Source organism: Streptomyces sp. NPDC057565, assembly GCF_042801455.1.
In the GTDB taxonomy this organism is placed as follows: Bacteria; Actinomycetota; Actinomycetes; order Streptomycetales; family Streptomycetaceae; genus Streptomyces; species Streptomyces yanii.
Genome location: NZ_JBHVFU010000045.1, coordinates 17617 through 30686 on the forward strand (window position 1 = coordinate 17617; position 13070 = coordinate 30686).

At 69.4% G+C, this 13070-nt stretch carries 14 protein-coding genes and 1 pseudogene; 8 read left to right on the plus strand and 7 right to left on the minus strand.

Annotated elements, in window-relative coordinates; translation table 11 throughout:
* The first annotated feature begins 125 nt into the window (after nt 1–125).
* The 4 genes from ACFU8W_RS39745 (at nt 126) to ACFU8W_RS39760 (ending at nt 4611) form a co-directional block, all read left to right on the plus strand.
* A complete protein-coding gene (locus tag ACFU8W_RS39745; RefSeq protein WP_384048491.1) occupies nt 126–1472 on the plus strand; it encodes an MFS transporter in 1347 nt (448 codons plus the stop codon).
* A 488-nt stretch (nt 1473–1960) separates the two neighbouring features.
* On the plus strand, nt 1961–2188 hold the full coding sequence (locus tag ACFU8W_RS39750; protein WP_384048493.1) for a hypothetical protein: 228 nt from the start codon (nt 1961–1963) through the stop codon (nt 2186–2188).
* 103 nt (nt 2189–2291) lie between these two features.
* Nucleotides 2292–2993, plus strand: coding sequence for a type 1 glutamine amidotransferase domain-containing protein (locus tag ACFU8W_RS39755; RefSeq protein ID WP_384048496.1), 702 nt, complete (start codon nt 2292–2294; stop codon nt 2991–2993).
* A gap of 712 nt (nt 2994–3705) precedes the next feature.
* Nucleotides 3706–4611 carry a LysR family transcriptional regulator gene (locus ACFU8W_RS39760; RefSeq protein ID WP_384048499.1) on the plus strand — a complete coding sequence of 302 codons (906 nt, stop codon included), beginning with the start codon at nt 3706–3708 and terminating at the stop codon, nt 4609–4611.
* Nucleotides 4612–4737: 126 nt separating this feature from the next.
* Here the strand turns inward: ACFU8W_RS39760 and ACFU8W_RS39765 are convergent, their stop codons facing one another.
* The 4 genes from ACFU8W_RS39765 to ACFU8W_RS39780 form a co-directional block, all read right to left on the minus strand.
* Complete coding sequence (locus tag ACFU8W_RS39765) at nt 4738–4899, minus strand: hypothetical protein (RefSeq protein WP_384048503.1); 162 nt, start codon at nt 4897–4899, stop codon at nt 4738–4740.
* A 298-nt stretch (nt 4900–5197) separates the two neighbouring features.
* Complete coding sequence (locus ACFU8W_RS39770; RefSeq protein ID WP_384048505.1) at nt 5198–5683, minus strand: lipocalin-like domain-containing protein; 486 nt, start codon at nt 5681–5683, stop codon at nt 5198–5200.
* 71 nt (nt 5684–5754) lie between these two features.
* Complete coding sequence (locus tag ACFU8W_RS39775) at nt 5755–7332, minus strand: aldehyde dehydrogenase (NADP(+)) (RefSeq protein ID WP_384048508.1); 1578 nt, start codon at nt 7330–7332, stop codon at nt 5755–5757.
* Entirely contained in the window at nt 7329–7958 is a 630-nt protein-coding gene (locus ACFU8W_RS39780) for an isochorismatase family cysteine hydrolase (protein ID WP_384048511.1), read from the minus strand. The genes ACFU8W_RS39775 and ACFU8W_RS39780 overlap by 4 nt, the downstream gene beginning before the upstream one ends.
* 129 nt (nt 7959–8087) lie before the next feature.
* Here ACFU8W_RS39780 and ACFU8W_RS39785 point away from each other — a divergent pair, with 129 nt between their 5' ends.
* Both ACFU8W_RS39785 and ACFU8W_RS39790 read left to right on the plus strand, forming a co-directional pair.
* Complete coding sequence (locus ACFU8W_RS39785; protein WP_384048514.1) at nt 8088–8687, plus strand: TetR/AcrR family transcriptional regulator; 600 nt, start codon at nt 8088–8090, stop codon at nt 8685–8687.
* 72 nt (nt 8688–8759) lie between these two features.
* Nucleotides 8760–8861, plus strand: a pseudogene (locus tag ACFU8W_RS39790) (hypothetical protein); the annotation flags it as partial.
* Nucleotides 8862–8904: 43 nt separating this feature from the next.
* Here the strand turns inward: ACFU8W_RS39790 and ACFU8W_RS39795 are convergent.
* On the minus strand, nt 8905–10023 hold the full coding sequence (locus tag ACFU8W_RS39795; protein ID WP_384048517.1) for a PP2C family protein-serine/threonine phosphatase: 1119 nt from the start codon (nt 10021–10023) through the stop codon (nt 8905–8907).
* Nucleotides 10024–10075: 52 nt separating this feature from the next.
* On the opposite strand from ACFU8W_RS39795, the gene ACFU8W_RS39800 reads away from it, so the two are divergent.
* Both ACFU8W_RS39800 and ACFU8W_RS39805 read left to right on the plus strand, forming a co-directional pair.
* On the plus strand, nt 10076–10405 hold the full coding sequence (locus tag ACFU8W_RS39800) for a hypothetical protein (protein ID WP_384048520.1): 330 nt from the start codon (nt 10076–10078) through the stop codon (nt 10403–10405).
* A 69-nt stretch (nt 10406–10474) separates the two neighbouring features.
* Nucleotides 10475–10651, plus strand: coding sequence for a hypothetical protein (locus tag ACFU8W_RS39805; RefSeq protein WP_384048523.1), 177 nt, complete (start codon nt 10475–10477; stop codon nt 10649–10651).
* 425 nt (nt 10652–11076) lie between these two features.
* Here the strand turns inward: ACFU8W_RS39805 and ACFU8W_RS39810 are convergent, their stop codons facing one another.
* Together ACFU8W_RS39810 and ACFU8W_RS39815 are read right to left on the minus strand one after the other, a co-directional pair.
* Nucleotides 11077–11220, minus strand: coding sequence for a hypothetical protein (locus ACFU8W_RS39810; protein ID WP_384048526.1), 144 nt, complete (start codon nt 11218–11220; stop codon nt 11077–11079).
* Nucleotides 11221–11606: 386 nt separating this feature from the next.
* Nucleotides 11607–12896, minus strand: a complete 1290-nt coding sequence (locus ACFU8W_RS39815) for a LuxR C-terminal-related transcriptional regulator (RefSeq protein WP_384048529.1) — start codon at nt 12894–12896, stop codon at nt 11607–11609.
* Nucleotides 12897–13070 lie beyond the last annotated feature (174 nt).

The window sequence follows — 13070 nt, forward strand, 5'->3', positions numbered from 1 at the left end:
TCGAATTCTGAACCATAGTTCAGCAGGCGGACAAGTGCTGCGTGGGGAGCCGCTCCCTTCCACGCAATCCCTGGCACCGGTCCGCCCACCCGCCCCCCGTCCCTTCCCGCGTGAGCGAGTCCCCTATGGCTTCTTCGCAGACATCGCAGACATCTGTGCAGTCCCGGTCGTTCAGATCCGTCGCTGCTGTCATCGCCCTGTGCTGGCTGGCCGTCTTCTTCGACGGCATGGATGTCAACATCTACGGCGCGACCATGCCCCACCTGCTGGCCGACGACGGCCTCGGCTTCAGCCCCGGCATCGCCGGCACCGTGGGCAGCTGGACCACGTTCGGCATGCTGATCGGCGCCCTGCTCGCGGGCACGCTCACCGACTGGCTGGGCCGCAAGCCACTGGTCACCGCAAGCGTCGTACTGTTCTCCCTGGGGTCCGCGGTGTGCGCGCTCGCCCCGTCGGCGGGCGTGTTCGGCGCCGGGCGCTTCGTCTCGGGGCTCGGCCTCGGCGGTCTGATGCCGATCGGCCTCGCGATCGTGGCCGAGTTCGCGCCGCCGCGCCGGGCCGCGCTCGCCACCGGCCTGCTGATGACCTCGTACCACGCCGGCGGCATGGCGGCCACGGGCATCGGCCTGGCCGTCGCACCCGAGCACGGCTGGCGCTGGGTGTTCTGGGCGGGCGTGATCCCCGCCGTGATCGCGGTGCCGCTGGTCCTGAAGTGGCTGCCGGAATCGCCGGGCGTCCTCTACGCGAAGGGCCGCACCGACGCCGCGTATGCCGTCGCCGACCGCTTCGGCCTCGACCGGCCGGGCACCACCGAGGCCCCGCAGGCCGGGGCCAAGGGCCGCATGTCGGCGATCGGCGCGCTGTTCGCACCGGGCACCCGGTGGGCGACGCCGCTTCTGTGGATCGCCTCGTTCGCGGGTCTGCTCCTCGTCTACGGGGTCTCCACCTGGCTGCCGGAACTGATGCGCGCCTCCGGCTATTCACTGACCTCCTCCGTCACCTTCCTCATGGTCATCAACGCCGGCGGCATCGTCGGCATGCTCGTCGCGGGCCGCACCGCGGACCGGTTCGGCCCGGTCAAGGTCTCCGCGATCTGGTTCGTACTGACCGCCTGCGGCGCCTTCCTCCTCAGGACCCACCTGCCGCTGGGCGTCGCGTACGCCGTCGTCTTCCTGACCGGCGTCTGGCTGTTCAGCGCCCAGACGATGGTCTACGCGGCCACCGCCCGCGTCTACGCACCCGCCGAACGGGCCACCGGCCTGGGCTGGGTCACCGGCATCGGCCGCATCGGCGCGGTCGTCGGCCCCTCGCTCGGCGGCGCAGTCGTCGCGGGCGGCAACGCGGGCCTCGGCTTCACCACCTTCGCCGTGGCGGCCGTACTCGGCGCCACCGCGATCACACTGGTCCCCCTGGCCCGGCGCGGCCGTCCGGCCCGCAGCGTCACCCCGGCCCCCGCGCAGACAGCGGCCTGAGACCTGTGCGATATCCCGTGGGTTCCGTCGGGCCCCGCTCGGAGCGGGAATAGTCCTGAGCAGCGGCTCCCGAGACAGCGGCGCGGAACTCGCGGGATATCGGGTACATCCGGGAGAAGTCCCTCGAAGGCCAAGCCTCCGCCCGTGAGCGCGGACGGCACGGAGGACGCCCGAACGTGGTCGACGACGACATGGCCGCCTACGCACGATCCCTGCGGGCCAACGGGGTCCCCGTGCCGCAGATCGCGCAGAAGCTTGTCATCGCCTCGGGCAGGAACAAGGGCGAACACCCTTCGGTCGCCACCGTCTCTCGCGTCCCGATCCCGGATCCGGGGGCCACAGCCAGCCGCCGGACAGTCCCTGCCTGGTGCTCAACTGCTCCCGGTCCGCAATGAAAAATCGGGCCGAAGCAGCCTAGTTGTCACCTGGGAGGCGGGCTACGTGTCACAGATGCTCCATCAGCCGCCTTCTTGCCACCAGGCCGAGGCGTGACCCGCGACGACCTCGGCGACATGCTCGGCGTGCAGACCGCGGCATGTGGCCCCGCACGCGACGCCTTGATCGCAGGGGGTGCCTTCGTCGTCTGGGACGGGCTGCTCCCCGCCGACCGGCTTGCGCATCCCTACCGGGTTCGGTTGCGCCACACCTTGAGGCGTGGCCACACCGTCGAGGGCCTTGCCGGAGCCATAAGAAATTTTATGGAAGCCGATGCGTGAATGGATGATCGGTGATGGATTCTGGGGTTGTCCGAGTGCCGCTCCACAAGTCGCGGCACACCTCGTTGCATCACTTCCACTACCAACAAGGCCAGGCACACCCATGTCGAAGATTCTGATGGTCATCTCCGCCGCCACCAGCCTGAAGCTGGCCGACGGATCCACCCACCCCACGGGCTACTGGGCCGAGGAGGTCGCCGCCTCGCACAAGGTCCTCAAGGCCGCCGGCGCGGACGTCGACATCGCCACCCCGGCCGGCGCGCGCCCCACGGTCGACGCCCTCAGCCTCAGCGAGCAGGGCGGCGTCTCCGAGGCCGACGCCGAGGAGTTCCGCACCTACCTCGCAGGCATCGCGGAGGAGCTCTCGACGCCGCTCGTCCTGTCCGAGGTGACGGTGGGCGACTACGACGCGATCTACATTCCCGGCGGCCACGCCCCGATGGCCGACCTGGTGCAGGACGCCGACCTCGGCCGCCTGCTGAACGAGGCCGACGCGCAGGGCAAGACAGTGGCCGCCCTGTGCCACGGTGCCGCCGGCCTGCTGAGCGCGACCGCGGACGACGGCAGCTTCACGTTCGCCGGCCGGGCCCTGACATCGTTCACGGATGAGGAGGAGAGCCAGGGCGGGCTGGGCGAGAACGCGCCGTTCCTGGTCGAGAACCGGCTGCGGGCCGAGGGCGCAGTCCTGCAGACCGGTGCGGCCTGGAGCAACACCGTCGTCGTGGACGGCAACCTGATCACCGGTCAGAACCCGCAGTCGAGCACCAGTACGGCCGATGCCGTCCTGAAGACCCTCGCCGGCTGAACCGAGCACCTCGCGCAGATCATCGGCCGGGAGTGAGCGTCGGCATGCCGCTCACTCCCGGCCGACGGCCCGGCCCGTTCGACACCAGAGCACCGATGATGAAAGGGGAATGCATGCGACCACCCCGGTCCTCAACGGAGGTCGACCACATCGCCATCCGTGTCCACGACACCCATGAAATCGCCTCCTGCGCCGGGGAGTTCTGCGGCCACAACGGTGTGATGTGGCTGTGCCCCGAGCGGGCCAGGGGATTTACCACAGTGCCCTTCTCTTCACCGGCGAGAAGCGCCTCGTGGCGCGGGTTCGGCTCCCGCAGCGTGCGAAGTGGCTCAGGCGCCTGCACGGCATCGCCCACGAAGTCTCTCCCGCGCCCCCGCAGACCACCAGAACCGAAACCTGGTTCAGCCTGCCCGAGCAACCGGTCACGACGCCACCGAAGTGGAAGGCGACCCTTGTGACGATGCTGGGCGCCTACCCCGTGGCGTACGGCATCAAATGGCTCCTCGGCCCGCAGATCACCGCCTGGCGCCTCCCCTGCGCGCTCTGGCCTTCCCCCTCACCTGGCTCTACCCGGACGCCAACCGGTGACAGGAAGACACCGCCGAGCCCGGCACGCTCTCCTGAGGGGCGCGACGTCATCCCTACACTGAGCTGCCACGCCGCACGGACCGGGTAACCGGCACCCCTGGACAAGTGATGGAAGGAAGACCGCGTGCCGAGCCTGGACCTGCTGGCCACATTCCTGGAGATCTACCGCGCGGGTTCCCTCTCCGCCGCAGCTCAGCGGCTTGGCGTGACCCAGCCCGCCGTCACCGGCCAACTCGCCCGGCTCGAGGAGCAGATCGGCGAGCGGCTGTTCGTCCGCTCCCGCCAGGGCGTCGCCCCCACGCCTCGAGCCGCCGCCCTCGCAACCCGTGTGAGCCTGCACCTGGACGGACTCCGCGACGTCCTGGGCTCCACGGAGACCGAACCAGCACTGCGCGGAACGGTACGGATCGGCGGTGCGGCCGAGGCCATGACCGTCCGGGTGCTGCCCGCGCTCGCCCCGCTGACCGCCCGCGGGCTCTACCTCCACGTGACGCTCGGTCTGGCCCAGGACCTTCTCGCCGAGCTGGCCGAGGGCCGGCTCGACCTGGTCGTCTCCGCCGTCCGCCCGACGCACCCGGCGGTGCTGGCCGTGCCGCTCGTGGACGAGGAGTTCCTCCTTGTCGGCGCGCCGGCCACCGCCCACACCGTGGACGCCGACAGGCTCCGAACTGCCCCCGCGGACGCACTCGCCGCCCTGCCGCTCGTCGCCTACGCGGAGGACCTCCCCATCGTGCGCCGCTACTGGCGCAGCGAGTTCGGGCAGCGCCCCACCAACCCCGTAGCTCTCGTCGTCCCCGACCTCCGCGCGGTCCTGGCCGCCGTCGAAGCGGGAGCAGGCGTCTCCGTCCTGCCGCACTACCTCGTCGAACCGGCCCTGGCGGCGGGCAGCGTCGTCCAGCTCCACACCCCCGAAGTCGCGCCGCTCAACACCCTCTACCTCGCCACACGCCGCGGCGCACCGGCCAACCCGGCCACCACCGTCGTACGCGACCGGCTCATCGAGGCGGCAGCGCAGTGGGGTGGGCTCTGACGGGGCAGGTTCGATGCCGCCGCGCATGGGGCCCACCGGAGAATTCCCGTCCATGCGCGGTCGGTTCTGCCTCTGCCTCAGCCGGACACCCGGTAGGGGCCCACCAGGTGTGCCGGTTCTTTCGCGTCACGGGGCGAGGGAGGTGAGGGTGCCTCCTTCGACCTTGAGCGCCGCGCCGGTGGTGGCCGAGGCCCGGTCGCACTGCGGCCCCTGGGGCGTACCGCGGCGTCCTTGCAGGCTTTCGCTCCTGCGCTTCGGTGCCTCGGCCGGCTGAGCAGTGTCTTCCAAGGATTTCGTTTTGATGGATCACGGCCGGGTGGTGATTCAGCGCCATGAACTCTCCGGTGCGAAGCGGGCGTTCGTCCGTGCGCCGCTGCCTGCGTTCCTGCGTGGCAGGAGGCGGTCGGACGACCGCAGCCGTGCCGGCCGGGGTCGTGGGGAGGTTCCGTGCAGGGCTGCTTGGCGAGGACGCGCCCGAGCAGTGCGGCCCACTGGGCCACGCCGCAGGTCCGCATTCACCGAAGGGCCAGGAAGGAATACGCATTCAACTACGGGGGCGACAGGCACGGCAGGGCGCGGCCCGTGGTCAGGCCGGCCTCTCCCACACGAGTTCGGCCGTGCGCTGCGCGCCCCACAGACGGGTGGGGGTGGGGACGGCAAGGGTGAGCAGTGGGCCGTCGAAGCGCACCTTTCGTGTCTGGGGATGTCCGGTCCAGTTCGGGAAGAGGCTGGTGGTGACGTGATGCTCGACAGTGGCGGCGTCGACGACCTCGAACGGTCCGCCGTACGCGAGGTAGCCGACCGTCGTCCGGGCCAGTTCCTCGGGCATGGCGTCCTCGAGCCGTGCGGAGCTCAGAAGTGGGCGATCGCTACGTCCCAGCTGGGCGGACATGTATCCCTGCGGGGTGTAGAGGATCAGTCCGTTCGGGTTGGGGCCGAGGGGCTCGATCACGTCCCCGTCAGTACTCGTGGCGGTGTAGGACACGAGACGCCAGGCGCCGAGCAGTTTCCCGCGTACCTCGTCGCGGGCCTGGCGTTCGGCGTCCGCAGCGGTGCCTTCGGTGGCGTTCACGGAAAGGGGGCTCCTTCCATTCCAGGAGAGGGGGCCCGTCCGTAGCGGCGGACGGGGCCCGGGAGAACGGTTCACCGCTGCGTGATTTCGCCGTCCACCAGTCGCCACAGGTGCAGCGGGTTCGCCTCGCGCAGTGGCTGCGGCAGGAGCTCGTCGGGGAAGTTCTGGTACGTGACCGGGCGGACGAACCGCTCGATCGCGCCCATACCCACGGACGTGAAACGACTGTCGGAGGTCGCCGGGAAGGGACCGCCGTGGGTGGATGCGTAGGAGACCTCCTGCGGGATGGAGAAGGCGTTGAACACGATCCGTCCCGTGCGGCGTTCCAGAACCGGCAGAAGCCGTTCGGCAATGCCGCGGTCCGCGACCTCGGCGTGCAGGGTGGTCGAGAGCTGCCCGCGGAAGGCTCGGGCCGCCTCGAGCAGTTGTTCCGGTCCAGTCACCCTGACCAGCAGAACGGCCGGGCCGAAAACCTCCTCGCGCAGGGCGGGCTCGGCCAGTAGCTGCTCGCCGGTGACCTCGTACAGCAGGGACTGGCCGGACCCGGCGTGTGTGGGGGTGTCGCCCTCGGCGATCCGGACGGCGCCGTCGTCCTCCAGGCGCTGCGCGTTGCGGGTGTAGGCGTCGTGGATGCCGGGTGTGAGCATGGTTTGCGCGGCAGCCTTCTTCACCTCGGCGGCCGCTGCCACACGCAGCTCCGCGAAGCCGGGTCCGTCGGCCGCGAGGAGGATCGCGGGCTTGAGGCAGGCCTGTCCGACGTTGTACATGGCGCGCTGCACCAGGCTGGTGCCGATCTCCGCGCCACGGGCCGCGAGTGCGGCGGGCAGCACGAAGGTCGGGTTGACGCTGGTCATCTCGGTGAACACGGGGATGGGGTCAGGACGCTTCTGCGCCCGCCGGTAGAGGGCCATGCCGCCGCCCTCGGAGCCGGTGAACGTGACTGCCCGGACCAGCGGATGGTCCACGAGCTCCTCACCAATCTCGTTGCCGGCGCCCCGGACGAGAGAGAAGACGCCTTCGTGCAGTCCCGCCTCCGCGACGGCTTCCTGGATGACGCGGCCCTGTATTTCCGAGGCGCCGGGGTGTGCGTTGTGCGCCTTGACGATCACGGGGCAGCCGGCCGCGAGGGCGGAGGCGGTGTCACCGCCCGCCACGGAGTAGGAGATCGGGAAGTTGCTCGCGCCGAAGATCACCACAGGACCCAGGGCTGCCTTCTGCAGCCGGTGGTCCAGACGTGGTGCGGGCTGCCGGTCCGGCTGCGCGGGATCGATGGTCGCCTGCAGAAAGCGGCCCTGACGGACGACGGTGGCGAACTTGCGGAACACACCGGCGCTCCGCACGGCCTCACCCTCGAGCTGCGCCGCGGGCAGGCCGGTTTCCAGGGCAACACGCTCCGCGAGCTCGTCCTTGACCGCCTCGAGCTTGTCCGCGATGAGGTCAAGGAACGCGGCCCGCTCGGCCAGGCCGGTGTGGCTGTAGCTGTCGAAGGCCTCGTCCGCCAGGCGGACCGCGTGGTCGGCCTCGGCCGGGCCACCGAAAGCGAACTCGGGCTCGATGAGCTCACCGGTGGCGGGGTTGAGCGCCTTCATGGCCCCCGCGGTGGCGGCCACTCGGGACGCTCCGATCAGCAAGGCTCCGGTCAGTGTCATGCGCGCTCTCCCTTGAATGCGGCGGTGAGCTCGTCGGTGGTGATGATGGCGTGGGCGTACGTCGGGCCGTTCAGGTCGTGAGCGGCGTGCATCATCTCCGGAAGGAACGCCGCGGTGGCGTCACGCACCAGCGTCACGTGGTAGCCCAGTTCCATGGCGAAGCGGCCGGTGGACTCGATGCAGGTGTTCGCCAGCAGACCCACGGCCACCACATGCGTGATGCCGTGCTGCTTGAGCTGGAAGTCGAGATCGGTGTTGGCGAAGCCGCTCTGCGCCCAGTGCTCCCGGACGACTACATCACCGGGCTGCGGCTGGAAGTCGGGATGGAACTCGCCGCCCCACGTCCCGCGGGCGAAGCTGTGACGCTCCATGATGCTCAGCTGCGTGGGGTTGGGATGGTTCCACGTTTCGTAGTCACCCGGCTCCCATCGGCGATGTGGGACGAACACGACGCGGACACCAGCCTCACGGGCGGAGGCCACCACCGAATGCAGGTGGTCAAGCAGTCCGACTTCCTGCGCCATCTGCTCCAGGCGCGGCCAGATCTTGCCGCCCTCGGACAGGAAGTCGTTGTAAGGGTCGACCAGCAGAACGGCCGTACGACGAGGGTCGTAGCTGTGGGACATGGTCACATCTCCAATCTGGATGACAATCATCATCCACAAACTAGATTACGTTGGTCATCCAGAATGTCAAACGAAAACCACAAAAGCCCCATACAAGACATGGGTGTATGATGATCATCATCCAGTTATGTGGTGGCCCTACTGCGCCGCCCCAAGGAAAGGCAGGTCGACATGGGCCACTCGCAGGCCGAGAAGGCTGCGACCCGCGAACGGGTCCTGCAGATCGCCTCCCGCAAGATTCGCTCCGAGGACATCGCCCGCCTCGGTATCGCCGACCTCATGAACGAGGCCGGGCTCACACACGGCGGCTTCTACAAGCACTTCGACTCACGCGACGACCTGATCACACAGGCTGCCGCCGCCGCGCTGGCGGAGGGCACGGCGAAGATGGAGCGCTCCGCACAGGAGAACGCCCGGGATCCGCAGGCCGGCCTCATCGGCGCCTATCTGGCGAAGAAACACCGAGATGATCCGGCAACGGGCTGCGCGCTGGTCACCCTGGGCGCCGTCGCCGGACGTGATGACCGGCACCTCAAAGAGGCCTACGAGAAGCAGGTCCGCACATATCTGGACCTGATCGCGGGACTCGACAAAGACTCCGAGGACGCCCGGGCGGAGGCGATACTCACCCTCAGCGCCCTGGTCGGTGCCGTACTCATGGCCCGGGCCGTGGCCGACGAGGCCTTCTCCGACGAACTGCTGGAGACGGTCAGAGCCCGGCTGACCTGATCCGCGAAGCGAAGACCTGGCGGCGGACCTGGAGCCCACCGGGCATGACACCCGCGCGTGGCATCGCACGGGGTGGGCGCCACCGCGCCTGCGCCACCCGAACCGCCGGGTTGCCCGCACTGCGGACTCCCGCAAGACCGGCACCCCACCCCGCACGAGGGTCACCGGGTACTCCTCGAGCCTGCCGTCGGTCGCATGGACGTGCACCGCGATGCGCTCAGCGGTGCGGTGACCGTCGGACGGACAGGACCGCCACGTCGTCGTGCTGGGCGCCCTCCCCGGCGAACGCGCGCGCGTCGTCGTAGAGGGCGCGCGGCAGATCGGTGGGGGAGAAAGATGCGTGCTTGGCGAGGCGTTCGGCGACGGGGTAGAACGTGCCGTCGGCAGAGCGGGTCTCGGTGAGCCCATCCGTGGTCAGCAGCAGCGTCGCACCGGGTGGGAAGGCGAACCAGTCGACGGTCGCGGGTTCGGCGGCGAGTTCGGCGAGACCGAGCGGGACGCCGGAGCCGAGAGCCGGCGTGATGACGGTGGCGTCGTGCACCAGCTGCGGCGGAATGTGCCCACAGTTAATGACTTGCACCTCTTCGTGCGCGTCGACGTTGACGATGAGCGCTGTGACGAACCGTTCGTCGTCGCCGGTCTGTGCGGCGTAGGAGTTGTGCCGTACGACAGAGGCGTCGAGGGCGTCGACGAGGGCGGTCAGGGTGGGCTCTCGGTGGGCCGTCGCCCGGAAGGCGCCGATGACGGCGAACGCGGCGCCGACCGCGGGCAGGCCCTTGCCCTGGACATCGCCGATCAGAACCCGGGTACCCCACGGAGAGACGACGACGTCGTAGATGTCGCCGCCGACGAGCCGGTCCTCCTGGACGGGCTCGTACACGCCGTCGACCAGGACGTCGTCGGTGAGCAGAGGCAGGGGGCGCAGGATGTGGCGCTGCATTGCGGCGGCGGTGGAGCGCAGCCGCAGCATCTCGTTCTCGCGGTGGATACGGCTGCGGCACGCATAGACGGAGGCCGCGCCCAGGGCGAGGGTGAGCAGCATCATGAGGATCCTGTCGAACCACCGCTCCTCACCGTGCCGGGCCAGCACGGTGACGATGACCACCAACGTGGTCCATGCAGCCACGAATTTCGTCTGGCGTACGGTGCACAGCGCGGACGCGGTCCCCGGCAGGAACACAAGGAGCCCGAGAAGCCACACCGGGGACTCGGAGACGGCAGCGAGGGCCACCACCAGGACCGTCACTGACACCACGCCAATCATGACATCGGCGTCGCGCGGTGGTTCGATGGCCTCGAAGGGATGCGTGAAACTCTTCGGATGCTTACGGGGCACGTGACCTCCCGGGCAGGTGGTGTACTCCCCCGTACGGTAGGCAGGCACGGCCGTGGATGAGCCACGCCCCGCCGGACGGTGTCACCTGTGCGGTGACCAGCACTACATGCAGGGTCCGTGGCCCGTGGGCTCCTTCGACCCGGTCGGATTCGATGACACGGGACCGGCGGACCAGCCGGTCATCGGCCTGAGGAGCGCGGAGTTGCAGCACTCCCCGGCGAAGATCAGGCGGCAGTCCTATGCGGTGACCGTCGGCACCATCTCGCCGGAGACGGCCGGGCTGACGGCCCCGATCCGCGGCGCGATGGGCACCGCGGTGGCCGCCGTCGGCATGGTGACGCCCGTCGAGACGTTCCGGCCGCTCGGTCGCGCTGAGCGGTAACTGCTTGCGGGATCGGTCCGAACGGTGTCCGTTGCAGTGATCCTGATAATCAGTCAGAACCCACCTGGCGTGTCTCTCACCCAGGACCAGGACGTGATCGAGGGCCTCACGGCCGATGATGCCGACCACGCATCCAACCGCTTCATGGGAATGCTGTTCCTCCGCCTCCAGCACCACCAGCCCTACGACGAATCGAAGGCATTCCCACACCAGCCCCCGACGGAAGAACTCACTGCTGCCGCTTGACGCCCTAGCGAGGTGGGCTGTCTACCGCCTCGCCACCACCCGTGCCCGAACCGAGGAACCCGCCAAGGCCGCCTGAACCTGCCTCCCCGACCTCGACGGCCCGCCTCCCCCGCCCCCTCACAGACGGCGGGTCGTCCGCAGCATCGCTCCCTTCAAGACGCCGATTCATCCGGGTGCTCCGCTGACGTGCGGCCACGGGCCCGTCGCAAGAGGTGCCTCACGAGCAACATCACCCAGACCACCAGAAAGAGCGCCACGACAACCCTCAACCAAGGGGCACTGCTGCTACTGGCTGCTGTCCACCCATAGAACACAATGCTCAAGCACATCCCACCCGGGCCGGCGAAGAACTCGACTCGGATTTCGTGACATCCCCACCCTCCTCTTGCTCTCCCAGTCTCCGCCCGTGCCACGCCTGGCCCTGATCAGGATCCGTCCCCCAGATGCTTGAGCCGGCGCTGCCGGAAGCGCTCCGAGACAGCCGTGAGGACGAAGACAAGACCCAGAGCCAGCCCGAAGACCACAGCGAACATGGGGTCGTCGGGTTCCTCCTCACGCGACAACATCAAGAAGAAGAGTGTGAAGGGAACGGCCACGCAGAGACCGGTGCCGATCGGGTGTCGGGCCACCCACTTCTGGATCCGAGTCGGACGCCGCTGCCCACCCAGGGCCCGATCCAGGGTCCAGAAAGCATCGCCCAGAGGCCGCCGCCAGTTCGCCATGGCAGAAGAATATGGCAGCCGATCCGCTGCCCTCCCCGGGCGAGGGCCGGTGATCAAGCCGCGGTCTGTCAGCCACCGCGACCAGGACCGCACGCGCCACGCCTCGTCCACGCTGCCCCGCCGACGCCGACTCTGCTGCGGCGAGCAGAGAGTTGAGGCGGGGCAGCGTCTCGTTCGATGTACCGGCCGTGCCCACGCCGCACGCTCGTCTGCCGCTCCGCCGTACGACGCCGTCACCGACGCGCGACGTGAACGGATGCGCTGTCGGAGAAACCGAGGCCGGCGTCTACGGCAAGGGCGGCGGCTGCAGCCCGTGAGGTGACGCCCAGCTTGCGGTAGACCTGGCTGGTGTGGAACTTGACGGTGTTCTCACTGATGCCGAGCTCCGCGGCGATCTGACGGTTGCGCTGTCCGGCGACGAGCAAGTGCAGCACCTCGGTCTCGCGCGGTCCGAGGTCCCACATGTGCATGGCTGTGCCCGAGGTGTCCGGCGGATCGAGCGGAATGCGTACGTCGATCTCCGAGCCCCACGTCTCTACGGCCTCCACGGTGAGATGCCCGCCGAGCGCGGTCGCCCGGGCCGCCAGCTGTCGCAGTGCCGGACGTCCCTGGTCCAGAAAGCCAGGGCCGTCGTCGCGCATCGAGATGAGCAGGTTCGTGCCGTCGCAGTTCCACTGGACCCGGATGCGAGTCACGTCCTCCTGCTCCCGCATGAGCAGAACCGCACTGCGGACGATGGCCCGGGCCGCATGGGCGACCTCTCCCGGCAGGGCTCGCCCGTCCGCGGGAGGCTCGATGAACTGGACCTGAATCCCGCCGTACCGGCTGAGAGGACGCAAGTCGTCCCGCAGCCGCCTGAACGCCTGCGAGACGGCCTCCTCGGCGAGTGAGGCCACGAGATCACTGCCGGCCCTGACCCGGACCAGAGCGGCGGCCGCCATGTCGGTCGCCAGCACCCTGGCCCGCGCGTCGTCCAGGTCGCGGCCGCGCAGGGTGGCCAGCAGGGTCTCCAGGTCGGTTTCGTGGCGGGCCGTCAGTTCGGCCGTGACCTGCAGCCGTTCGCTGGACGCGGCGCGCGACTCGCGCAGGTAGTCGGGGCGGGCCTCGGCGACCTGCTGCTGGATGCGGGTCGCGGCCGTCGTCCAGACCGCGCGCACATAGGCCTCGGCACCCGGGTACGTGGGATCGCCGGGCTCGCAGAGCACCAGGACGGCCCCGGTCGGCGCGTCGTACACGCGAACCGGATGTTCCGTGCCGGCGATCACAGCGGAGCCGGGGGGTTCTCCCCCTGCCACGAGCCGGCGGACCGTGTCGAGTTCCGCGATCGTGATCCGCTCGGTGATCACCGGATCGCCGGCCTTCTTCTGCGGTCGTCCGGTGCAGTCCTCCGTGAACACGGCCAGCGCCCGGTGCGGCAGCACCTCGTCGATCACTTCGTGAAGCCGTGCGGCCACCATGTGCAGCGGGGCGGTCGCCACAGCTCCCAGCCGTTCGGCCACCAGGGCAGGGTCCGGACGGGGCATGAGAAAAACCATGGGAGGAATCTACCGCGCCGACCTACCCGAACGGGTGGGTGGAAGGCCCGGAACGTTGGGTGCGGCCTACCCGATGTGGCAGGAGGATGGAGCGGCGGAGCGGGCGAGCTGCCCCGTCGTCGGGCCGGCTCCGGAACGTGTACCTCATCTGTGGTGGCGTTC

Excerpts from the sequence above, each read along its gene's own strand:
- ACFU8W_RS39755 (WP_384048496.1), top strand. The coding sequence starts at position 2,292 with ATGTCGAAGATTCTGATGGTCATCTCCGCCGCCACCAGCCTGAAGCTG.
- ACFU8W_RS39815 (WP_384048529.1), bottom strand. The coding sequence starts at position 12,896 with ATGCCCCGTCCGGACCCTGCCCTGGTGGCCGAACGGCTGGGAGCTGTG.
- ACFU8W_RS39780 (WP_384048511.1), bottom strand. The coding sequence starts at position 7,958 with ATGTCCCACAGCTACGACCCTCGTCGTACGGCCGTTCTGCTGGTCGAC.
- ACFU8W_RS39745 (WP_384048491.1), top strand. The coding sequence starts at position 126 with ATGGCTTCTTCGCAGACATCGCAGACATCTGTGCAGTCCCGGTCGTTC.
- ACFU8W_RS39775 (WP_384048508.1), bottom strand. The coding sequence starts at position 7,332 with ATGACACTGACCGGAGCCTTGCTGATCGGAGCGTCCCGAGTGGCCGCC.